Consider the following 24,143-nt stretch of genomic DNA (forward strand, 5'->3'; position numbering starts at 1 on the left):
TAGACAAGTTAGATAGTAAACCACACACATCATATCAAAGAAATGTCTATTTGACCATGTCCGAAGACTTGATATATAAAGGTTTTCTATGAAAACGGTTACGGAAACACACCTTCTTTCATCCCGATTGTCTTATGAAGAGGATTTGATCGGCAAATGTTTTTTTACTGCCGCACGAATATCATCAATGTCAAATGGCTTTGCAAAATGAGTCAACGCCCCTAGATTCTTTACTTCTTGGATCATGTCCAGTTCTCCGTAAGCTGTCATAATAATGACCCGAATGTTTTCGTCAATGACTTTCATACGCTTTAAAATTTCGATCCCATCCATCCCAGGAATCTTCATATCTAATAGGACGAGGTCAGGCGTATCTTCTTTAACAATTTCGAGTGCTTGTATGCCGTTTGCTGCTTGGTATGTACGATAGCCTTCTTTTTGTAGCACTTCATTTAGAAGTATCCTTATGCCGAATTGATCATCGACAATTAAGATTTTCTCTTTCATCTCGTCACCCCCATAAAATTCAATTGCTATCCCCCGGATACAGTTGCATTTGTCTAAACCTAGTTGTTGATGCCGGTAGAACCACATATCGCCATAGTTCACCAGCAATCTGCTAAGTTCACACAAAGGGTATACTTCTCTCTCTTGGGATGCTTTTCCTTCTAAACGACACAAGAAAATTTCTCTGTATGACAAAAGGAGAATACTTTCATTTGATAGGAGTCGTCTCGTGTAGTAGGATGAAAAAAAAGTCGGAGGACATGATGTATGTTAAAAATGTATACAACACAACTTGCCGGACTCTTACAACGAGTAAGCAAGCAAGAAGAAACGCTCGAAGAAGGAGCCCGTTTACTCGCTCAAGCTGCTGCAGGAGAGGGTACGATGTATGTGAAGCCTTTTGGCAACATGTCGTCTCTCTCTGTCGACCACCTTCCAGGACAACATCCAGCTATTGTTCCGTTACGCGATGATACCCAATTATCTGCTACAGATCGTATTGTACTACTCACAGACGACCATAACGATCCAACTTTTTACACACTTTGTCAAACGTTAGCAACGGACTTTCTTCCTTATTTTGTGGTTTCTATAGGAGAATTGTCGAATATAGCAACGGAGAAAGCATCCGTTCATTTGACGGTTCCTATGCAAAAGGGACTTATTCCAAAAGAAGATGGATCCCGCGTTGGCTATCCAGTCGAGATTGTAGGTAGATTTGTAATAGAAGCTGTTTCTTTATTATTAGAAGAACTGTTAGAGGACATTGAATGATAATGCAAAGAAACGAGCGAACTCTACCGTGAGAGTACGCTCGTTTTGCTTTTACGAGTTTGAAGTCGCTGTTTTTCCATTACGTTCGACAACCATCGCATGATTCACAAACTCGCGGAACAAGTTTTGTGGACGCGTAGGTCTGGAACTAAATTCAGGGTGAAACTGGGAAGCAACAAACCACGGATGGTCCTTTAATTCCACAATTTCGACTAGACGCCCATCTGGACTTGTGCCAGAAAAGACAAATCCAGCAGCCTCCATTTTTTCACGATAATAGTTGTTGAACTCATAGCGATGGCGATGGCGTTCATACACTACTTCGTCCTTGTAAGCAGCAAACGCTTTCGTGCCTTCTTGCAATTTGCACGGATACAAGCCAAGACGAAGTGTTCCCCCTAGATCCTCTACATCCTTTTGTTCAGGTAGTAAATCAATAATTGGATGTGGTGTTGACGGCGCGATCTCAGCCGAATGGGCTCCTTCTAACCCGAGCACATTCCGCGCAAATTCAACACTCGCTAATTGCATGCCGAGGCAAATTCCTAGGAACGGGATGTGACGCTCGCGAGCATATTGGGTAGCAGCAATTTTCCCTTCAATTCCTCTATCTCCAAATCCACCAGGAACAAGAATACCATCCGCATCCCGTAACCATTCGTGTGCATTTTCAGCTGTGACATCTTCAGCATTAATCCAACGTACATCAATATCAGCGTCATACGTATAACCAGCATGTTTCAACGCCTCTACCACAGAAATATACGCATCTTGTAACTCAACATATTTTCCAACAAGAGCGATCGTCACCGTTTTCGAGAGGTTACGTACGTTCTCCACAAGCTCTATCCATTCCGTCATATCCGCGACTGGTGCACTTAGTTTTAAATGATCCAACACAATTTGATCCATCTGCTGCGCTTGTAATGCAAGCGGAACAGCATACAACGTATCGGCATCTTGTGCTTCAATCACAGCATCCGTGTCAATATCGCAGAAAAGCGCAATTTTATCCTTCATATCTTGAGAAATTGGCATCTCTGTCCGAACGACAATAATGTTTGGCTGAATACCAAGACTTCTCAACTCTTTTACAGAATGCTGAGTAGGCTTCGTCTTCATTTCTCCAGCAGCTTTAATGTATGGAATGAGCGTACAATGAATGTACATGACATTATCTCTGCCAATGTCACTTTTCATTTGACGGATCGCTTCCAGAAATGGCAAGGACTCAATATCCCCCACTGTACCCCCTATTTCGGTAATGACCACATCTGCATTCGTTTCGTGACCTGCACGGTAAATGCGTTCTTTGATTTCGTTTGTAATATGTGGGATCACCTGTACAGTACCACCTAGATAATCACCACGTCGTTCCTTTTTCAAAACGGTCGAGTAAATTTTCCCCGTCGTGACATTAGAGTACTTCGTTAAGTTGATGTCGATAAATCGCTCATAATGCCCAAGATCGAGATCGGTTTCGGCGCCATCCTCTGTTACGAACACTTCTCCATGCTGATACGGACTCATTGTTCCTGGGTCTACGTTGATGTACGGGTCAAACTTTTGAATCGTTACTTTTAGACCACGATTTTTGAGCAAACGACCTAGACTTGCTGCCGTGATGCCTTTTCCCAGCGAGGAGACTACCCCACCAGTTACGAATATATATTTTGTCAACGTCGCTTCCTCCTATATGTGTGGTTAAGAGGGTTAGGTTTACATTTCCCTGAAAACATAAAAAAAACAGCCCCCATTTTTGTTGGGAGCTGTTTTGCTTCTTATTTAAGAGAGCCCAGTACACATCATACATACCGATGTACGGGAAGTCAAGAAGATCTACTGCTCATCCTCATCATCATCATCTGGATTTTCTTCATCAGCGTCGTCGAGATCGTCTTCGTCAACGTCAGCAAGATCATCGTTTTCGAGAACATCTTCCTCTTCTTCGTCTTCGTCTTCGTCATCGTCAAAGTCATCCGATTCATCGTCGTCCTCGAGCAAATCCTCATTCTCTTCAAAATCATCAAGATCGTCAAGGTTTACCTCTTCCTCATCGGAGTCATCATAATCATCGTGTTCAGCAGCCTTTTTCGTCTTTTTCTTTTTCGTTTTCGATTTCGGTTTCGCACTCATGACCACTTCTTCTTCAGCTTGATCAACTGGATACCAGTCACGAAGACCCCAGCGATTTTCACCTAGATGAAGAAAACGACCATCTATGTTTAGATCTGTATAAAATTGCGAGATCTTTTTCCTCACTTCTTTTTCAGAGCACCCTAGCACTTCTTGCAAGAAGCTAAGTAGTTGCTGGAATTCCATCGGTTCTTTTCGATCGACAAATAATTGATACACAAGTTCAATCCAAGCCGATTCTTTTATCTCTTCTGGTGAATACTGTTTCAGGCTCACAAACACTACACCCTTTCATAAAAAATCAAGCCTTACATCACATTCCATAACAAGGTAAGTCCTCATCATCTTACTCATTATAAACACAATCTAAACAAATTGCCATGTACTGAGTGTTCGACAAAATTAGTGATGGCCACGTTCGCGTTTTTCCTGTAACGCTCGCTTTCTTGCTTGCATTGCAAACCAGAAAAAATATACTGCGAGCAGCAGCAACGGAATTGAGCCCACTTGCAAGGGATAAGTGAACCACACAGCCACGATCAGTACGGCAATGAGCACAATATGCCAAATGATTGACATCCGACTCAACACCTTCTCACATATTTTTCTTTATTGTATCGCTCTTTTAGGAACATGGAAACAATCTTTACCTAAAATGTCTATTTGGATTTAAGTAAGGTGATGGTAACGGAAGAAAAATACTCAGACCAGGGTTAGCGCTCTTATACTGGGATTAACGCTCTTATACCGGGATTAACGCTCTTATACTGGGATTAACGCTCTTATATCGGGATTAACGCTCTTATATCGGGATTAACGCTCTTATATCGGGATTAACGCTCTTATACCGGGATTAACGCTCTTATACTGGGATTAACGCTCTTATACTGGGATTAACGCTCTTATATCGGGATTAACGCTCTTATACTGGGATTAACGCTCTTATATCGGGATTAACGCTCTTATACTGGGATTAACGCTCTTATATCGGGATTAACGCTCTTATATCGGGATTAACGCTCTTATATCGGGATTAACGCTCTTATATCGGGATTAACGCTCTTATATCGGGATTAACGCTCTTATACCGGGATTAACGCTCTTATATCGGGGTTAACGTCATATGACTGGATGTAAAAACCCCCTCTCTCAATTTAAAGAGGGGGCCTTTTACTGGAATTTACATGTTCCGTCGGTATTTGCCTCCGACTTCGTAGAGCGCTTGTGTAATTTGTCCTAAGCTTGCCACGCGAGTCGTATGGAGTAATTCTTGGAACAAGTTACCTCCATCAAGGGCCACTCGCTGTAGTCGTGTTAATGCTACCGAAGCTTCCGTCGCGTGTTCCTTTTGGAATGCTCGCAAGTTTGTAATTTGTGCTACTTTTTCTTCCTTTGTCGCCCGTGCCAATTCCATGTTGTTCATCTCGTCCTCAGATGGAGGGTTGGGGTTTTTGTACGTGTTCACGCCAATTAAAGGAAGCTCCCCTGTGTGTTTTAACATCTCATAGTGCATCGATTCATCTTGAATTTTTCCGCGTTGATATTGCGTTTCCATTGCACCGAGAACGCCACCACGATCGTTTAAGCTTTCGAACTCCTGTAAGACGGCTTCTTCGACCAAGTCGGTCAATTCTTCCACAATAAACGAACCTTGCAGAGGGTTTTCATTTTTCGAAAGACCGTGCTCCTTCGTAATGATAAGCTGGATCGCCATGGCACGACGGACTGATTCTTCTGTAGGCGTTGTAATCGCTTCGTCGTATGCGTTCGTATGCAAGGAATTACAATTATCTTGCAAAGCCATAAGTGCTTGAAGCGTCGTACGAATATCATTAAAGTCGACTTCCTGCGCATGCAGAGAACGACCTGACGTTTGAATATGGTATTTTAGTTTTTGACTACGAGCATTAGCTCCATATTTATCTCTCATGACCGTTGCCCAAATACGTCGCGCTACACGGCCAATCACCGTGTACTCAGGGTCGAGTCCATTTGAGAAGAAAAAGGACAAGTTCGGTGCAAAGTCATCAATATTCATTCCGCGCGATAGGTAGTACTCAACGTACGTAAACCCGTTTGCTAGTGTAAAGGCGAGTTGCGAAATGGGGTTGGCTCCTGCCTCTGCAATGTGATAACCAGAAATCGAAACAGAATAGTAATTGCGGACTTTGTGATCAATAAAGTATTGCTGAATATCACCCATGAGACGCAAGGCAAACTCGGTTGAGAAGATACACGTGTTTTGTCCTTGATCCTCTTTTAAAATGTCTGCCTGCACTGTACCGCGGACGGTTTGCAACGTGGTTTCCGTAACATCTACGCTCTCCGCTTCTGTGAGCGGGCGTCCGAGCTCTTCTTCTTTCATTGCCAATTGTTGATCAATGGCTGCATTGAAATAGAAGGCCAGGATAATCGGTGCTGGCCCGTTGATCGTCATGGAAACCGATGTAGACGGGTGGCAAAGATCAAAGCCCGCGAACAACTTCTTCATGTCATTCACTGTACAGATGCTCACACCACTTTCGCCGACTTTTCCGTAAATATCAGGACGTTCATCTGGGTCTTCTCCATACAGAGTAACAGAATCGAAAGCGGTGCTTAGGCGCTTTGCATCATCGTCCTTTGATAAGTAATGGAAGCGACGATTGGTACGTTCAGGTGTCCCCTCTCCCGCAAATTGACGCTTCGGATCCTCCCCTTGTCTTTTTAAAGGAAACACTCCAGCTGTATACGGAAATTCTCCTGGAACATTTTCTTTTCGAATCCATGTAAGGAGATCACCTGGATCGCTGTAGGTAGGCAGGGACACTTTCGGAATCTTGTTTCCAGATAAGCTTGTTGTAAAGAGTGGCGTCCGAATTTCCTTGTCACGTACTTGGACTACATATTCATCTCGACGATACGCTTCTTTTTTCGCAGCCCATCCGTCAAGAACCTCTTTTGACGTCGGGTCCAGCTGTTTTTCCACATTGACTAGCATGTCTTGTAGCGACTCAATAACTGCCTCGTGTGCTCCACATTCCTTCGCCTGCAACAAAGCCCCTTCTAACTGTGATTTGCGACGGGCTACGTTAGATTGCACGCCCGTTTCCTTGTGGTACGTGCGAATGGTTTGAGCAATTTCTCGCAAATAGTAACGCCGGTCATTCGGGATAATCACGTGCTGCTTTTCTACTTCAGCAGCCGTCGACCACGGTGTTTCCCACGTGCTACCTGCGACATCATTTACTCGTTCAACTAAAGCAGCAAACAGGGCATTCGTCCCTGGGTCATTGAATTGGCTTGCAATGGTTCCATACACAGGCATCTCATCTAACGACTTATCAAACCACGTGCGACTTCGTTGATACTGCTTTTGCACTTGTCGCCTAGCATCCTCTGAGCCTTTCCGCTCAAATTTGTTAATGACAACGAGGTCTGCATAATCGATCATATCGATCTTTTCAAGCTGAGACGGTGCACCAAACTCACTCGTCATCACATACATCGACACATCACAAATTTCTGCGATTTCTGCATCTCCTTGACCAATTCCACTCGTTTCCACGATGACTAGATCAAAACCAGCTGCTTGCACGATCCGAATAGCATCCTGAATCGCGACAGATAGCTCCGTTTTCGATCCACGCGTTGCTAAAGAACGCATATACACTCGTGGCGAGAAGATGGCGTTCATGCGGATACGGTCTCCAAGCAAGGCTCCCCCTGTTTTTTGCTTCGTCGGATCAATGGAAAGAATAGCGATTCGTTCTTTATCAAAGCAATGAAGGAAACGGCGAATAAGTTCATCAGTTAACGAACTTTTTCCGGCTCCACCTGTTCCTGTAATCCCGATAACCGGTGCACGTTTTTCTGTGGAAGAGACACTTTCCAACGTTTGCTGAATCGTTGCAGCAGCTTCCTCATTTCCTGTAGCAAGCTCTGCCATCGTAATTAAGCGGCTGATCGCTTTCGGCTCGCCGTCGCTCACTTCTTTGGCAGAAGGAAGTTCAGAACGTTCTGCTAGCAGAACGTCGCATTCCTCCAGCATCAGATTGATCATCCCTTGTAGGCCAAGCTGACTACCATCATCGGGAGAGAAAATACGGGCTATACCGTGATCGTGAAGCTCTTTAATTTCACGAGGAATAATCACGCCACCCCCACCGCCGTAAATGCGGATATGGCTACAGCCTTTTTCCTCGAGAAGATCGTACATATATTTGAAGTACTCCACGTGTCCTCCTTGATATGAGGAAATCGCGATTCCTTGCACATCCTCTTGAATGGCAGCTTGCACAATTTCTTCTACAGAACGATTGTGGCCAAGATGAATAACTTCCGCACCGGTCGCCTGTAAAATACGACGCATAATATTAATAGAAGCATCGTGCCCATCAAACAAACTAGAGGCGGTCACAAAGCGAACTGGATGCTTCAGTTTATATAGGGTTTGTTCCATGAATCTTTCCTCCTTTTGAGATCTCCTACGAGCTGCTCGTCGGTGTTTTATTTTCGGTGTGTGTCGCTTGCCAAACCCCGTCTAGCAACAGCTTTTTCCCGAAATCAATGTACTGAGAGAGCGTATAATGCTTTCTGAGAACCCAGCGTCTAAATGCCCACATTTGCCCTTGGACGAACAATTGGTGGGCAGCGAGTTTTCGTTCACCAGCAGACAGCGTGATGACCCCTTCTTCACAACACCGCTCTAGTAGCTGCTCAAATAAATCAACCATCTCTAGCTCTTTGTTAAGTACATAAGGGAGCGTATCCTTCGTAAGCGACTTTACCTCTTGGTACATAACTAGCACTTCATCCTGCAAATCGTCCATTACGCGGAAGTAGGCATCAATCGCAGCTTCTAACTGCTCCCTCGTCCCAAGATCGGTTTGAATCGCTTCCTCACAACGCTTGTGCACACGGTCGTATATTTCGTCACAAACAAGGTAAAGAACGTCATCTTTCGTTTGAATGTATTCGTACAAGGTACCCGTACTAAAGCCTGCCGCACGTGCAATTTCCCTAGTTGTTGTTCGATGAAAGCCTTTTTCCTTAAAAAGCTGTACAGCCCCCTGAACCATTTGATTTCTTCTTTTTGCCACTAAACGCTCATCTTTTACAGATGCTTTTACGTGCCTTTTTTCCATGAGCTCACCACGCTTTCTCTAAAAAAATGGGTTCCTTCCGCATTACTTCGTTAACATACGTGAAATAACAAGTCGCTGAATCTCTTGTGTTCCTTCATAGATTTGGGTGATTTTTGCATCGCGCATAAACCGCTCGACCGGGTAGTCTTTCGTATATCCGTAGCCACCGAATACTTGTACAGCCTCTGTCGTAACTTCCATGGCGATATCCCCGGCAAATAGCTTACTCATGGCAGATTCTTTTCCGTACGGCTTTCCTTTAGATTCGAGCCATGCTGCTTGGTACGTTAATAGACGAGCAGCTTCGATTTTGGTTGCCATGTCAGCAAGCTTAAAGCCAATCCCTTGTTGGGCGGCGATCGGCTTACCGAATTGTTCACGCTCTTTCGCGTAGGCAACAGCTGCGTCGAGGGCTCCTTGCGCAATACCAACGGCTTGCGCTGCGATACCATTTCGACCACCATCGAGTGTCATCATGGCGATTTTGAAGCCTTCACCCTCTTCACCAAGACGGTTTTGCAATGGTACGCGGCAGTCTTCAAAAATGATTTCTGTCGTCGGTGAAGAACGAATACCGAGCTTCTTCTCTTTTTTACCGACAGAAAAACCTGGGAAGTCCTTATCAACGATGAACGCAGTGGTTCCTTTTTGCTTAGAAGATGGGTCTGTAAGAGCGAATACGACGTAGAAGTCAGCAATTCCCCCATTGGTGATGAAGATTTTTGATCCGTTCAGGATGTAGTTATCTCCGTCTCGAACGGCGACTGTTCTCATTCCACCGGCATCAGATCCACTACTTGGTTCCGTCAGTCCGTATCCACCGATGGACTTGCCTTCAGCCATTGGCTTGAGGTATTGATGCTTTTGTTTCTCGTTTCCGAACGTGTAAATGGGCCATCCGGCAAGTGATGTATGGGCTGACAGTGTGACCCCTGTTGATGCACACACACGCGATAGCTCCTCGACCGCGATACAGTAAGCCAAATAGTCGCTACCAATGCCTCCATATTGTTCAGGCCATGGAATCCCTGTCAGACCGAGCTCAGCCATCATGTTAAAAATCCCATGGTCAAAGCGTTCTTCTTCATCTCGTTCAGCAGCGGTTGGCGCCACCTCATTTTCAGCAAAGTCACGCACCATTTTACGAATCATTTCGTGTTCTTCAGAAAGTTGGAAGTTCATTTTGATTCCTCTCTTCTCGTTGTCAGTAAGTTTTTATTTAGTTAACGCACGTGAAATGACAATGCGTTGGATTTCGCTTGTTCCTTCGTAGATCTCTGTTACTTTTGCATCACGGAAGTAACGCTCCACCGAATAGTCTTTTGTATACCCATACCCGCCAAATACTTGAATAGCGTCGGTAGCCACCTCAACAGCAGTGCGAGACGCAAAGAGCTTTGCCATAGAGGCTTCCGTTCCACACGGCTTGCCACTTTGTCTTAAATGAGCGGCACGATACACGAGTAGCTTCGATGCCTCTACTTTTGTCGCCATATCAGCGAGCTTGAAGCCAATCCCTTGCTGTGCAGCGATTGGTTTCCCAAATTGTTGGCGCCCTTTTGCATACACGACTGCATCTTCTAAAGCAGCTTCCGCGATGCCTAGCGCTTGAGCCGCGATCCCGATACGTCCGATATCAAGGTTTGCGAGGGCGATAGTAAAGCCTTCTCCCTCTTGTCCAAGCCGTTGCTCTTTGGGAACGCGTGCATCTTCGAAAGAAAGTTGCACCGTTTTGGAGCCGAGTAGCCCCATTTTGTTCTCGTCCTTACCGATATGAAATCCCGACGTGTCTTTGTCTACGATGAATGCTGTGATTCCCTTGGAGCCAGCCTCCGGATCGGTTACTGCGAAGACGAGGTATACATCCGCTTCTCCACCGTTTGTAATGAACACTTTGGATCCGTTAAGGACATACTCGTTCCCATCTAACACGGCCCTGGTTTTCATTCGTTTTGCATCACTTCCTGACCCGGGTTCTGTGAGGCAAAATGCACCGAGTGATTGACCAGTCGCCAGACGAGTGACATATTTTTGTTTTTGCTCCTCTGTACCGAAGTAAAGAATCGGATTTGTGACAACAGAAGTATGAACGCTTACAATAACGCCTAGTGTGGCACTAGCTTTAGATAGCTCGTGAATGGTAATAATGTACGATGTGAAATCCATGTCAGCGCCCCCATAAGATTCGGGTACAGGGATTCCCATTAAACCAAGCTCTGCCATTTGTTCCAGCAATGGTCGTGGAAATACTCCGGCTTCCATTTGTGGCACGAACGGTTTGACCTTCTCGTTGGCAAAGTTCCGTACCATTTGTTGTAGCATGAGTTGTTCGTCGGTCCATGTGAGATTCATGAGGGTTTCCTCCTAGGTGTACTCGTAAAAACCTTTGCCCGTTTTCTTGCCGAGCCAACCGGCATTGACGTACTTACGAAGAAGTGGACACGGGCGATACTTGTCGTCCCCAAATCCTTCATGAAGCGTTTCCATAATGTACAAGCACGTATCTAACCCGATAAAGTCTGCTAGCGTGAGTGGACCCATCGGATGATTCATACCGAGCTTCATCACCTCATCAATCGCTTCTTTTGAGGCCACTCCTTCATATAACGTATACACAGCTTCGTTGATCATTGGCATGAGAATACGATTGGAGACAAACCCTGGGAAGTCATTTACTTCAACTGGCGTTTTACGGAGAGCCTCTGTCGCTGTATGAATCGCCTCGTACGTCTCATCACTTGTCGCTAATCCACGAATAATTTCCACAAGCTTCATGACAGGCACCGGATTCATAAAGTGCATACCAATCACTTTCTCAGGACGATTCGTCACTGCTGCAATTTCGGTAATAGGCAAAGACGATGTGTTCGTAGCAAGGATGGTCTGCGCTGGCATACGCGCGTCAAGGTCGGCAAAAATTTGCTTTTTGATTGCAAGCTGTTCGACTGCGGCCTCCACGACCAAATCCACATCTCCACACTGATCAAGAGAAGTGATCGGGTGAAGTTTGCTAGTGATTCCTTCTTTCTCTGTTGCAGTTATGCGTTCTTTATCAACTTGGCGCTGTAAGTTTTTCTCGATAATGGCAAGCCCTTTTTGCAGACCAGCCTCTTTCGTATCAAATAACTGTACGTTGTATCCCGCTTGAGCAAACACTTGGGCGATTCCGGATCCCATTTGGCCAGCACCGACGATTAATACTTGTTGAATGGTCAATGTTTTACACTCCTTATGTTGCAGATATCATTAGTATCATGGTGTTCTGACACGGTTGTTGATTTTTGACTTTTGATGCGCTGATTCCTGGAATATGATCTGAACTGATCCTGAGTTTGGATATGCGCCTGATTAGTGTGGATACATGCTAAAAAGGCTGGATTTCCTAGACCGTACCCACCAGGCAAACTGATTCGACGGTTCACTATTAGGAAAAGAAGGGCGCGTCCCCCCTTCTTCTCCCTATCTTTCAGTCTACAAACCTATTTCTTCGGTACTTCCACGAGGATAGCGTCCCCTTGACCACTTCCACTACAAATCGCAGCAATCCCAAGTCCGCCTCCGCGGCGACGTAGTTCGTACGCCAGAGTTAAGACGATACGCGCGCCACTGGCTCCAATCGGATGTCCCATTGCAACGGCACCACCGTTGACGTTCACTTTTTCAGGGTTTAAACCAGCAAGCTGCTGACTCGCCAAGGCTACTGCAGAAAATGCCTCGTTAATTTCAAAAAGGTCAATGTCTTCTACACTGCGACCCGTCTTTTCGAGCAATTTGTTAATCACAAGACCTGGTGTTTTCGGGAAGTCTTTTGCCTCTACCGCAATTGTCGTATGATCTAGAATCGTTGCTAATGGTTGTTTTCCTTGCTTCACCGCTACCTCTTCGCTCATAAGTACGACAGCGCAAGCCCCATCATTCACACCAGGAGCGTTTCCAGCAGTAATCGTTCCGTTTGCCCCAAATACTGGACGCAAAGAAGATAACTTTACAATAGATGTATCTGCGCGCACACCTTCGTCCTTATTTACGACAACTGGATCGCCTTTGCGTTGCGGAATTTCTACTTCCACCATTTCTTCTTGAAGAATTGCTGCAGATTCAGATGCTTTCTGATGGGAACGGTATGCCCACTCGTCTTGTGCTTCTCTGGAAATAGATAGATCTTCGGCAGTTGAGTTTCCGTACGTACCCATATGCGCACCTGTAAACGTACACGTCAGTCCATCAAACGTCATGGAATCCTTTAGTTTCCCGTCGCCCATGCGATATCCGAAGCGCGCTTTATCTAGTAAGTATGGTGCGTTAGACATCGATTCCATTCCACCTGCGACAACAACATGGTGTTCTCCAAGGCGAATTAATTGGTCGCCCAGTGTAATGCTTCTCATTCCAGAAGCACATACTTTGTTAATCGTTTCGCTTGTCACATGCCAGTCTAATCCTGCGTGACGTGCCGCTTGACGTGATGGAATTTGTCCTTGTCCGGCTTGCAATACCGTTCCCATAACGACATGTTCAACCTCATCTTTATCCACTTGCGCGCGCTCTAAAGCGGCGGTGATCGCTTTCCCCCCAAGCTCTGCTGCTTGAAAGTTTGCTAGTGTCCCGCCCATTTTTCCAAACGGTGTGCGTGCTCCATCTAATATGACTGTTTTTGCCAAAGTCTCCACTCTCCCTTTTTTACATTATGTGAAAGTCATCACGTTCTTTGACTGAACGCTCGCTCGCTCGCTCGCTATTAAAACGAATCAATGTAACCGCTTACTAAAGTAGGTAAAACAAAAGACAAACCCAACTGCCTTCACCGCTATGTTGTTGCTAATTGCCGACACGTTATTCTTTCGACAAGAGGGGGAAAGTCTCCTGCAAAAGTCTCCCTTCCCCTTCTCATCTTATTAACACACCTCACGTGTCATACCTCATTAAGAAGCTACATTCTCTTCTTTTCTTCCACAAACTGATAGCTCCAAAATCTCTGCAACGTCCATTGTTGCCACGCTATCTTCTACTTCCTTCGCCTTCGTTCCATCAGAAAGCATTGTCAAGCAGTACGGACAACCTGAACTAATCATCGTCGGGTTCACTTCAAGTGCTTGTTCAGTACGCGTGACGTTCACGCGACTTCCAGTTTCCTCTTCCATCCACATCATACCGCCACCTGCACCACAGCACATGCCTGTTTCCCGATTTCGCTCCATTTCTACGAGCTGCAAACCTGGAATCGCTTTTAAAATATCGCGTGGTGGTTCATATACCTCGTTGTAACGTCCGAGATAGCAAGAGTCATGGAACGTAATCGTTTCTTGAACAGCATGGGTTGGTTTCAAGCGTCCTTCACGTACAAGCTCTGCCAACAACTCGGTATGGTGATACACTTCAATATCGAGACCAAAGTCTGGATACTCATTTTTGAAGATGTTATACGCATGTGGGTCGATCGTTACAAGCTTTTTCACTTCGTTTTTCTCAAGCTCTTGAATGTTCTTTTCAGCCAACTCTTGGAACAGGAACTCGTTACCAAGTCGACGCGGCGTATCTCCCGAGTTTTTCTCTTTGTTTCCAAGGATTGCAAAGGACACCCCTGCTTCGTTTAGCAGTTTTGCAAACGACAAAGCGATTTTTTGACTGCGGTTATCGTAAGATCCCATTGAACCAACCCAGAACAAATAGTCAAACTCTTCATCGGCCTTTTTCATTTCTTTCACTGTTTTCACTTCAACATCTTCGCGAAGCTCGCGCCATTCTTCCCGCTCTTTCCGGTTCAGTCCCCACGGATTGCCTTGGCGCTCAATGTTTTGCATCGCACGCTGCGCATCCGGGTTCATTTTCCCTTCGGTCAGCACGAGGTAACGGCGAAGATCAATAATTTTATCCACGTGTTCATTCATAACCGGACATTGGTCTTCACAATTACGACACGTTGTACACGCCCACAATTCTTCTTCCGTAATCACGTCACCTATTAAACTAGCATCATACGCTAACCCGGCTGCACTTTCTTGACCTGCCTCGCTAGCCGCTTGCATCGCAATTTGATTACCTGTTGTATTTCCAAAAGCAAACGTCGGTACCCACGGTTGTTTTGACGTGACAGCTGCACCTGTATTTGTTAAGTGATTGCGTAGCTTCACGATCAAATCCATTGGTGAGAGCATTTTTCCTGTCGCAGTTGCTGGGCACATATTTGTACAACGACCACACTCTACACATGCATACAAATCAACGAGCTGATGCTGCTTGAAATCTTGAATTTTTCCGACCCCAAAGGTTTCTTGTGTTTCATCTTCAAAGTCAATTTTCGCAAGCTTTCCTGGCGGGTCAAGTCGTTGAAACCAAACATTCGCTGGTCCAGCAAGTAAATGCGCGTGTTTGGACTGCGGTACATACACTAAAAACGCTAGCAAAAACAGTAAGTGGATCCACCAAGCGATGAAGAATAGCGTAATCGCTACAACTTCCGGAATTCCTGCAAACACAATAGACACTAACGAAGCGATCGGCTCTGTCCACGCCGGATCTTCCCCGTGCCAAATAAGAGCCATGCCATTCCCAAATAACACACTAATCATTAACCCACCGATAAACATTAAAACGAGTCCATTTTTCCAGCCTCGCTTTAAACGGACAAGCTTCTCCACATACCGTCTGTGAAATGCCCACACGACAGCGATTAGAATCATTAATGTCACGATTTCTTGAAAAAATGTAAAGGCTGGATACAGTGGGCCCAGTGGCAAATTGGATCCAGGCGCTATCCCTTTCCAAATAAAATCAATGGCGCCAAACTGCACTAAAATGAATCCGTAAAAGAACATCACGTGAATGATGCCGCTTTTCTTGTCCTTCAATAATTTCTTTTGCCCAAATACATTCGTGAGTATGTTTTGCCAACGTTCTTTCCACTTTTGATCAAACTCTTGCTTCTTCCCTAGTTGAATAAATGCAATACGCGTTCGTACAACGTACACAAACAAACTCAGTGCGTAAGCGGTTACAAGAATGAATGCAATAAGATTCACCCACAACAACGGATTCACACCAGTTCCCCCTCTGCTTCGTAAATTTACCCCTTGTTTTCTGAGACTCTTCTGTCCATAATTTCAGACTGTTATTTATACTCTCACTATAGATATGAATGATCATTCAGTCAACCCTTTTTCCTTACCGACTGCACTTTCACTAGTTACTTACTCCTCCGTAATACTGAATAATAATCATGATGTCTCTTTAGTTAATCATATGCATGATGACTGTTTATTCGTACTAGGATTAGCACTTTCGGAGACACTAGGATTATCTTGTCAAAAGGGGCGGTCAAACTTGACATGGATTGTGAGCATTCTCATCCTTTTTGTTGTCCTCATATGGGCAGATTTTCAGTACGGTAGATGGCATCACAAGAAACACATTCATAAGCTCACATTTAAGTTAAGAAAGAGCGATGTAGAATTACACGAAGATGGGGAAGCTCTTTTCACAAAACTTTTCCATGAAATTCACAAAGCGCAACACCACGTGCATGTGCTATTTTTTGTTGCTTCGGAGGACGACATTAGTCAGCGTTTTTTTGCCTTACTACGTCAAAAGGCGCGTGAAGGCGTTCAAGTCCGGCTTCTATTAGATCGGGTTGGTAGCCTAAAGGTGGGGAAGAAGACCGTTCGAAGGCTTCGGGAGGACGGGGTATTGGTGGCATTTTGTCATACTCCACGTTTCCCTGGCTTCTTTTATTCTCTGCAGGAACGTAATCATCGAAAAATCACAGTAATAGATGGGAACATTGGCTTTTTCGGGGGCTTCAATATAGGGGAACAATACGTTAACCATGATCCACAAATGGCCCCCTGGAAGGATTTTCACTTAAGATTTACCGGCGAGGGTGTTGAAGATTTACAGCGCCAATTTCTAACGGATTGGCAAGAGGCAACGAAGGACCACCTCGTAAATGATGACGAGTATTTTCCAAAACTAGAGCCAGGCACATTGGCACATCGCTTTTCGGCATCTGAAGGAGTAGAACTAGAAGGTATTTATTGCGAGTTTGTCCAAAAGTCGAGAACATCGCTTGTTATTGGTTCACCCTATTTCATTCCTAGTAAGAAACTGTTTCAAGCGGTATTAGATGCTTGTGAGCGCGGTGTTCAAGTGTCGGTAATTGTCCCTTTCAAAAAGGACCATCCACTCGTAAAAGAAGCTGCTTTCCCTTACTTTCGAAAGTTATTGCAGGCAGGTGGCACAGTCTATCAATTCCAGAACGGCTTCTATCACACGAAGGTTCTCGTACGCGATGATGAAGTGTGTGATATTGGAACCGCCAACTTTGATAAACGCAGTTTATACTTGAATCACGAGTTAAATTGTTACTTTTTTGACCGTACGTTTGTTCAAAAAGTACGTACACGCCTTGCTCGTCATATGGAGGGCTCTACCGAGTTAACGTACGAACAACTCACAAAGCCCAATTTCGTACGATCGATAAAGGAATGGTCTGCAAAAACAGTGTCTTATTTTTTGTAAGAAGATTTTGATTATGAAACTTCGATTCGGATTTGTGTCAAACGCACAAGATGTATAGTTCCAAACCATTGTCGCATTCTAACAAAGTAAAATACATTCTTGGAGGGATTCCTTATGCAATTAGCAGCACACGAGTTAAATGAGCTTAGCGAATTAGTAGCTGGTTGTTTTAATACAGTGACATGTATGTCAAGCTACATGAACCAAGCGCAAGATCCTGAATTGAAGCAGTTATTACAAAAGCATTTTCCGCTTCACGTAAAGGATTACAACTTAAAGGTAGAATTTTTACAAAGTCAAAGTGTACCTAACATCGAGAAGTTTCAACCGGACACACTCAATCCCCAATTAAGTAATTACACGCAATCACAACCATTACCTGCTGGCGCACCTCGTACAAATGTGCAACAGCATACCGATCGTGAAATCGCTCTTGCTTATTTGATCAACCAAAAGGGTTCAGCTAAAAATTATGCGGTTGCTGCAACAGAGTGTGCAAATCCAAACTTACGAACATTTTTAGAAAACGCCTTCTTAAACAGTAGCCACCACGCGTACGAAATGTTCGAATACATGGCGAAAAAAGGTTACTATCCATTGATGGCAGCACCTCAGACAGCCATTGATACGATGAGCACCATTTATCAGCCGGTTCCGATGGATGGTGGACAGCCACAAATGCCAATGCAGTAAGAGTTTAAGATCCGTATCACGAATCACCGTGATGCGGATTTTTTCAGATGGCTCTTTTCGTATCCTTTGTTGTTTTTACTATACAGTAATCTCATGATGCGACGTAATGCACATTCATAGTGCTTGAATACCGCTCCGGAAATACACTTCGCTTTCCGCGGGCTCCGCGCTGAGCCTCCTCGTTCGCAAAGTACGCTCTCTGCGGAGGCCCACAGGATGTGGGTCAGAAAGGCGTTGCCACAGGACGTGGCGCACTTAGCCTTTCCTCCTTCTACTCCTGCGGGATCAGCGGGACAGGCGAGACGTGTCTAGCTACAGCGGTCTGTTTTTTGCAAGTCCGTCTTTTTTTGTGTACTACATCTTCTCCGGAGCCGAAACCCCAATCAATCTCAAAGCATTCGCCAACGTAATTCGCGTTGCATCTACCAATCCTAAACGCGCCTTCGTCAACGCTTCGTCCTCTAATCCCAGCACCTTCTCCGCATTGTAAAAACTGTGGAACTGCGATGCCAAGTCATGAATGTAGTTCGCCACGATGTGCGGTGTGCGACGTGCTGCCGCCTCAGCTACTACTTGCGGGAAATCACCGAGCTTCTTCATGAGATCGATTTCCTTTTCCGCTTCCAGCTTTGTGAAGTCCGCTTGCGCATCAACAGTCAAGCCTTGTTCATCCGCCTGCCGCAGGATCGAACAAATCCGTGCGTGTGCGTATTGCGCGTAGTACACCGGGTTTTCGTTCGATTTTGATACAGCCAAATCTAGGTCAAAGTCCATGTGCGTGTCAGGACTTCTCATCGCGAAGAAGTAGCGAACGGCGTCTAAGCCGACTTCTTCTACAAGCTCGCGCATCGTCACGGCTTTGCCCGTTCGTTTGCTCATCTTCATTTTCTCTCCGTCTTTGTAGAGGTGCACGAGTTGGATGACGGTCACTTCTAGTGCGTCTCGTTCGTAGCCTAACGCTTGGATCGCCGCTTTCATCCGTGGAATATACCCGTGATGGTCAGCGCCCCAAATGTTAATCAGCTTGTCAGATCCACGTGCAAATTTGTCCAAGTGGTATGAAATGTCTGGCGTTAAGTATGTGTAGGATCCGTCTTGTTTGATTAATACACGATCTTTGTCGTCACCGAACGTTGTCGAGCGGAACCATGTTGCCCCGCCTTCTTCAAATACGTGACCTTGTTCGCGAAGTTTCGCCAAAGCGCGGTCGATGTGGTCGTTTTCGTATAGGGACGTTTCTGAATACCAAACGTCGAATGGGACGCGGAACGTTTCTAAATCTTTGCGTAGTTTTTCTAGTTCATATTTGAGACCGTATTGACGGAAGAAATCGTAGCGCTCCTTTTCGTCTGCTTGTACGTATTTGTCGCCGAATTCTTCAGCCAAACTTTTTCCGATGTTTACGATATCTTGTCCTTGGTAGCCGTCTTCTGGCATTTCTTTGTCGTGACCAAGTGCTTGGAAGTAGCGCGCTTCAACGGATACCGCGAGATGATGAATTTGGTTGCCGGCATCGTTAATGTAGTATTCGCGTGTCACTTTGTAGCCGGCTTTTGCGAGCACGTTACTAAGGGAGTCTCCAACCGATGCTCCGCGGGCATGACCGAGGTGAAGGTCGCCGGTTGGGTTGGCTGAAACAAACTCAACGTTGATCGTTTCGCCGTTCCCTGCATTCGATTCCCCGAAGCGGTCTTTTTGCTCGAGCACGGTTGCTACGACTTTCGTAAGGTAGCTTTGGTTGATAAAGAAGTTAATGAATCCAGGTCCCGCGATGTCTACTTGGCGGACAGACGCTTTCTTGTCATCGAGGTTGGTCACGATTGCATCGGCAATTTGTCGTGGTGACTTTTTCGCTACTCGCGCAAGCTGCATGGCCATATTGGTCGCGTAGTCTCCGTGCGCCTTATCTTTCGGTGCTTCGAGAATGACTTCTGGCAGCTGGTCTTCTGTCGCTAATTCTGCTTTGAGAACCGCCTGACGAATTTCTTGTTTTAACTGATCCTGTACTTTTTGGACAATGCTCACTGTTTTGCCTCCTTGAACGCGACCGCCATCGTATACATGCCAATAGACGATCCTTGCATCGTTAAGTCGTATTGAAATGTGACGTGCCCGTTCGCATCGTCTACATGTGAATCTATTTTTATCGTATTTGCTTGCATCGCAAGTTTTCCGTATGGACTGTCATAGGCCCCTTCCGTCGTTTCGCCTTCAATGTGCTCCATGCGCATGCCCACTGCTCCCTTCCGCATAATGAGCGCACGCCCTGAACGCCATTTCACCACAGTCTGCACGGTACCTTCCTCTTGATGCTCCTCATACAACAAATAATGGTCGTTTCCCTTATGTACATACTGCCCGGTTAATCTCAGCTCAAACGTCTCCGTCTCATCATCACGGGCAATCTCATTTTTTAAATGAATGTTCACGGGTTGTGCCAATAGAAAATGCCTCCCGTATCCGTCAATTTTTGAACTCTTCCAGTATACGAAGAAACTTGGTGGGATGCAATGCTGGTGTCAGTCCCCCGCCGCTTTAAAGCGGCGGGGGACTGACACCAGCATTGCACGCATACATATTAACACAGAGTTACATTTGAAGTTTGGAGGTGTGCAATGGATAGCAACTTGTTGCAGCATTTTGCGAGAGCGTATCGACTGCTTCAAGTCGTTTCTCGTGACTTCTCTTCTATAGACAGTCCGATACTAGTTCGTTTACTCGTCGTATTAAGGGAACAACAAACCACGCTCTACCAAGCCATCCTTCTACTTCAACAAAGCCATACTGACAAAGAAGATCTTCGTTACTATATAGAGGTCATTTACCGCGATGAGGAAGCGAGGGATCCGTTATTTAGAGCATGGGTACGAAATGTTATTTGGATGGGTCTAGAGAGTCGCGAAAGTACCAAGGCTAAGAAGTCTATTATGAAGCAAATCAGGCGTGAGCTCCTCCAAGCCGTTCCTTATGTTGAGGAGTTATACGGTAAACAAGAGACGAGATATATAATTCCACCGCTAATGAGAAAGAACGGAGGAATGTGAATGAGCTGGGCAACAGAAAGAACGGATATTAATGTATATTCACAAGGAGAAATTGATAAATGGGTGTACAGTACATGTAACATTTGCTCAGTGGGGTGCGGTTGCTTTGTAGCTGTGAAGGATAACAAAATTGTCGGGATTAAAGGAAATAAGGATCACAGTATTAACCGTGGAAGACTAGGGCCAAAAGGCGAAAATCAATGGTATGCGAATAACAATGTAGACCGGTTACAAACACCGCTTATCCGGAATTCCTCTGGGAGGTTAGTGACAGCTTCTTGGGACGAAGCGATGGGACTTTTTGTTGAGAAAACAAAAGAAACTTTGCAAAGGCTGGGTCCTAATGGTTTTTCGATCTATTCGACAGGGCAATGTTATTTAGAAACGTACTACACGATCGCAAAGATTGGTAGAGCCGGACTTAAAAGTCACTTACTTGATGCGAATACGCGATTATGTACAGCCACCACAGAATGGTGTTTGTTTGAATCCTTTGGGGCGGATGGTGTACCGGCATCGTATGAAGATGTCGATGTGACCGATACGATGATGCTCTTTGGTCATAATCTTGCTGAGACGGGTACGGTGTTGTTTGAAAGAATTATGGAGAGGAAGAGGCGAACTGGAAAGCCTTACTTAATCGTGGTGGACGTGCGTAAAACGGTCACTGCTCAAGCTGCAGATTTGTTTCTTCAACTAATACCAGGCACGAACGCGGCGCTTCTAAACGGACTTACCCACTTACTTATCAAGAATGGTCACATAGATGAACACTTCATCCAGAACCATACTGTCGGCTATAACAACACAAAGGAATCTGTTAACCAATGGACCCCTGAGCAAACCGCAAGTGTCACTGGAATCCCTGCTGAGCTCATCCAAAAAACCGCTCAAGTTCTTGGACGAACGGATACTCTCGTGTGTACGACGCTGCAGGGTACTTATCAATCCGTAGATGCAACCACTTCATGTGTGGCCATTAACAACATACATCTCTTACGTGGTCTCATTGGAAAACCTGGTAGTGGCCCGCTACATATGGCTGGCCAGCCTAGTTCCTCTGGTAACCGAACTGTTGGCGGGGTTGGCACTTACCCCGGTAACCGGAACCCAGGTAATCCGCAGCATATTAAGGAAATGGCTCGACTTTGGAACGTGGAGGAAGAACATCTAGAAGTCGGACCAGAAAAAGGGATTGAAGAGGTCATCCATTTGATGGAGAAAGACAAAATTGGGTTGTTCTGGAATATCGGAACGAATCCGATGGTTTCTTTACCGAATCGTAGGCGCGCGCGGAAAGCTTTTGAGAAAACCTTTGTCGTCGTACAGGATCCCTTTTTAACAGAAACTACGGAGGTAGCCGATATTGTCTTGCCTGCAGCTCTTTGGGGAGAGAAAGAGGGCACGATGGAAAATGCGGATCGAACGGTTAACCTTTTAAGGAAAGCAGTCGATCCTCCAGACGGGGTAAAATCTGATTTTGATATATTGTTAGATTTCTCACAAAGGATGGGATTTACGGACCAATCCGGACGCCCTTTACTTACGTACACAACCCCCGAGGAATGTTTTGAAGAGTGGAAGAAGGTGTCTGCAGGTAGACCAGCAGACATGACAGGAATTACTTATGACAAATTAGAGAAATATAACGGGCTGCGCTGGCCAGTGAATGAGGAAAATCCTTTAGGAACGCCGCGACTGTACGCAGATCACAACTTTCCTACGTATCCAGACTATGCCCAAAGCTATGGGAAGGATTTATTCACAGGGCGACCGAGAACGAAAAGTGAATTTGAAGCAATTGGGGCAAATGGACGCGCGATTCTGTTTGCGACCCATTACCTCCCCCCACCCGAACGACCGACGAAAGCCTATCCATTTTGGTTAACGACAGGTCGACTTGTGTGGCACTGGCATACGCGTACTAAAACAGGACGGTCCCCTCACTTGCAAATGATTGCGCCGAACGGGTACGTTGAGATGAACATGCAGGATGCAGATAAACTTAACTTGCTCCCTGGCGAAAGAGTTAGAGTTGTTTCACCGAGGGGTTGGATCGAGGTACCAGTAAGAATTGTGGATACCGTTCAACCTGGTTTAGTTTTTGTGCCATTTCATTACGGTTCATGGCAAAAGAATGAGGCCGCCAATGAGCTGACCGTCGATTTTACAGATCCCTTGTCAAAACAACCTACTTTTAAACAAAGCTCATGTCGGGTTGAAAAAATTAGAAAGAACTATACGGTAGGTAGCGATGAAAGTTTACAAAGTATCGCAGAAAAGCACGGGTATACGTTGGAAGAATTAGCGAAGATTAATAGTTTGTTTCCACCTTATCGGGTGGGTGTTGGGGAAAGTATTGAGGTGCCTTATTCTAGAGAGAACGTTGAGATTCCGCCTTATATGCCGTATCGAAGTGTGGAGAAGTTTCCAAGTGTGTAGCAAGGTGTCAGTCCCCCACCACTTTAAAGTGCTGGGGGACTGACACCCTATTTTTCCAAAGGATGATTAAAGCCAAAATACTAAACGGTATTGTATACAGACAACGTTTAAATTTACCTTCAACGTCTAATTCCCAATATGGAGTGTAGAATCTACGTTGCTTAAACATTGTATTGCTTCACATCCTTACCCGTTATACTCCCTCAGGCAGCATCCATTAACCATCTCTAGAGGACCTTGAAGAGTTACTTCTTCTAAAAAGTCACTTGTTCTCGATGAATGACTATAATTCTCTGCAACAAGTTGATATAAATATTTCCCCGCTGCATCACTATAGTATTCTACAACTTTGTTTCTTGAATAAACAATGTCAATATCGAGTACTAATCCACCTATGGCCGCACCGACTGCCGTGCCCCAAGCAAGTCCTGCTTCTCGTTTTATTGAGTATCCAATAGCTCCTCCGAGAGTGGCAGTAATCCCTGCATAATAATTCTTAATATCTTCTAGAATAGACGGGGTAATCTCATCCTCGTAAACGGAAATTATTGTACCGTTTCCGCCACCTGGTTGAACAGGAACCCTTGCTAGTTGATTATCAGTTGAATCATCTTTATCAAAAACGTGTTCCTTAGCTATCTCCATATACTCCTGCTTCTCTTCTTCTGTTAGAATATCTCCTTCTAACAGTGTAACGGTTATGTCCACACCGTTAATTTCTCCAATTTTTTCAGCAATGAAAGTAGGGTCTTCTTGTTCAGATTGCTTGGCTTGGTTTACTACATTCTCCTCTTGTCCAAAGGCATAACTCGTTGGTAGTAATTAAAATTACAGCAGCAACGAAACACAATAGAAATTTTTTCATTTCTATAAACCTCCTTGTTTTCTATAATACAACCCTACCATA

Annotated in this window: 19 protein-coding genes; 5 read left to right on the forward strand and 14 right to left on the reverse strand. The window is 45.1% G+C overall.

Translation table 11 applies throughout. The features are described from left to right. Positions 1-132: 132 nt before the first annotated feature. A complete protein-coding gene (locus tag HHK01_RS14200) occupies positions 133-507 on the reverse strand; it encodes a response regulator (RefSeq protein ID WP_170008384.1) in 375 nt (124 codons plus the stop codon). Positions 508-774: 267 nt separating this feature from the next. Between HHK01_RS14200 and HHK01_RS14205 the strand changes: the two genes are divergently transcribed. Then, positions 775-1,281, forward strand: coding sequence for a DUF2529 family protein (locus HHK01_RS14205; protein ID WP_170008385.1), 507 nt, complete (start codon positions 775-777; stop codon positions 1,279-1,281). Between the two features lie 51 nt (positions 1,282-1,332). On the opposite strand, the gene HHK01_RS14210 is transcribed toward HHK01_RS14205, so the two are convergent. From HHK01_RS14210 to HHK01_RS14255, 10 genes are all read right to left on the reverse strand, one after another. Continuing rightward, on the reverse strand, positions 1,333-2,961 hold the full coding sequence (locus tag HHK01_RS14210) for a CTP synthase (protein WP_170008386.1): 1,629 nt from the start codon (positions 2,959-2,961) through the stop codon (positions 1,333-1,335). 159 nt (positions 2,962-3,120) lie between these two features. After that, positions 3,121-3,693, reverse strand: a complete 573-nt coding sequence (rpoE, locus tag HHK01_RS14215) for a DNA-directed RNA polymerase subunit delta (RefSeq protein WP_170008387.1) — start codon at positions 3,691-3,693, stop codon at positions 3,121-3,123. Positions 3,694-3,819: 126 nt separating this feature from the next. Further along, the gene (locus HHK01_RS14220; protein ID WP_170008388.1) at positions 3,820-3,996 is read right to left on the reverse strand and encodes a hypothetical protein; all 177 of its coding nucleotides are present in this window, start codon (positions 3,994-3,996) and stop codon (positions 3,820-3,822) included. 601 nt (positions 3,997-4,597) lie between these two features. Beyond that, positions 4,598-7,858, reverse strand: coding sequence for a fused isobutyryl-CoA mutase/GTPase IcmF (gene icmF, locus HHK01_RS14225; RefSeq protein WP_170008389.1), 3,261 nt, complete (start codon positions 7,856-7,858; stop codon positions 4,598-4,600). Positions 7,859-7,883: 25 nt separating this feature from the next. After that, positions 7,884-8,543, reverse strand: coding sequence for a TetR/AcrR family transcriptional regulator (locus HHK01_RS14230; RefSeq protein WP_170008390.1), 660 nt, complete (start codon positions 8,541-8,543; stop codon positions 7,884-7,886). Positions 8,544-8,585: 42 nt separating this feature from the next. Continuing rightward, positions 8,586-9,725: an acyl-CoA dehydrogenase gene (locus HHK01_RS14235; protein ID WP_170008391.1), complete on the reverse strand. Its 1,140-nt coding sequence runs from the start codon at positions 9,723-9,725 to the stop codon at positions 8,586-8,588. Positions 9,726-9,758: 33 nt separating this feature from the next. Then, entirely contained in the window at positions 9,759-10,895 is a 1,137-nt protein-coding gene (locus HHK01_RS14240; RefSeq protein ID WP_170008392.1) for an acyl-CoA dehydrogenase, read from the reverse strand. Positions 10,896-10,907: 12 nt separating this feature from the next. Continuing rightward, positions 10,908-11,759 (reverse strand): 3-hydroxybutyryl-CoA dehydrogenase, encoded by an 852-nt coding sequence (locus HHK01_RS14245; RefSeq protein ID WP_170008393.1) that lies wholly within the window; start codon positions 11,757-11,759, stop codon positions 10,908-10,910. 263 nt (positions 11,760-12,022) lie between these two features. Continuing rightward, positions 12,023-13,204 (reverse strand): acetyl-CoA C-acetyltransferase, encoded by a 1,182-nt coding sequence (locus tag HHK01_RS14250; protein WP_170008394.1) that lies wholly within the window; start codon positions 13,202-13,204, stop codon positions 12,023-12,025. A gap of 261 nt (positions 13,205-13,465) precedes the next feature. Continuing rightward, positions 13,466-15,580 (reverse strand): (Fe-S)-binding protein, encoded by a 2,115-nt coding sequence (locus HHK01_RS14255; protein WP_170008395.1) that lies wholly within the window; start codon positions 15,578-15,580, stop codon positions 13,466-13,468. A 283-nt stretch (positions 15,581-15,863) separates the two neighbouring features. Here HHK01_RS14255 and cls point away from each other — a divergent pair, with 283 nt between their 5' ends. Further along, positions 15,864-17,057, forward strand: a complete 1,194-nt coding sequence (cls, locus tag HHK01_RS14260) for a cardiolipin synthase (protein ID WP_170008396.1) — start codon at positions 15,864-15,866, stop codon at positions 17,055-17,057. A gap of 114 nt (positions 17,058-17,171) precedes the next feature. Further along, a complete protein-coding gene (locus HHK01_RS14265; RefSeq protein WP_170008397.1) occupies positions 17,172-17,750 on the forward strand; it encodes a spore coat protein in 579 nt (192 codons plus the stop codon). Positions 17,751-18,104: 354 nt separating this feature from the next. Here HHK01_RS14265 and argS read toward each other — a convergent pair whose 3' ends face one another. Both argS and HHK01_RS14275 read right to left on the reverse strand, forming a co-directional pair. Then, entirely contained in the window at positions 18,105-19,775 is a 1,671-nt protein-coding gene (argS, locus tag HHK01_RS14270) for an arginine--tRNA ligase (RefSeq protein ID WP_170008398.1), read from the reverse strand. Next, entirely contained in the window at positions 19,772-20,191 is a 420-nt protein-coding gene (locus HHK01_RS14275) for a YwiB family protein (RefSeq protein WP_170008399.1), read from the reverse strand. Before HHK01_RS14275 ends, argS begins: the two co-directional genes overlap by 4 nt. 174 nt (positions 20,192-20,365) lie before the next feature. Here HHK01_RS14275 and HHK01_RS14280 point away from each other — a divergent pair, with 174 nt between their 5' ends. Beyond that, positions 20,366-20,794 (forward strand): hypothetical protein, encoded by a 429-nt coding sequence (locus HHK01_RS14280; protein ID WP_170008400.1) that lies wholly within the window; start codon positions 20,366-20,368, stop codon positions 20,792-20,794. Continuing rightward, the gene (locus tag HHK01_RS14285) at positions 20,795-23,236 is read left to right on the forward strand and encodes a molybdopterin-dependent oxidoreductase (protein ID WP_170008401.1); all 2,442 of its coding nucleotides are present in this window, start codon (positions 20,795-20,797) and stop codon (positions 23,234-23,236) included. It begins immediately after the preceding gene. A 186-nt stretch (positions 23,237-23,422) separates the two neighbouring features. Here the strand turns inward: HHK01_RS14285 and HHK01_RS14290 are convergent, their stop codons facing one another. Next, entirely contained in the window at positions 23,423-23,944 is a 522-nt protein-coding gene (locus HHK01_RS14290) for a hypothetical protein (RefSeq protein ID WP_170008402.1), read from the reverse strand. Positions 23,945-24,143 lie beyond the last annotated feature (199 nt).

Origin of the sequence: Bacillus fonticola (genome assembly GCF_012955605.1) — a bacterium.
Taxonomy (GTDB): domain Bacteria; phylum Bacillota; class Bacilli; order Bacillales; family JC228; genus Bacillus_CG; species Bacillus_CG fonticola.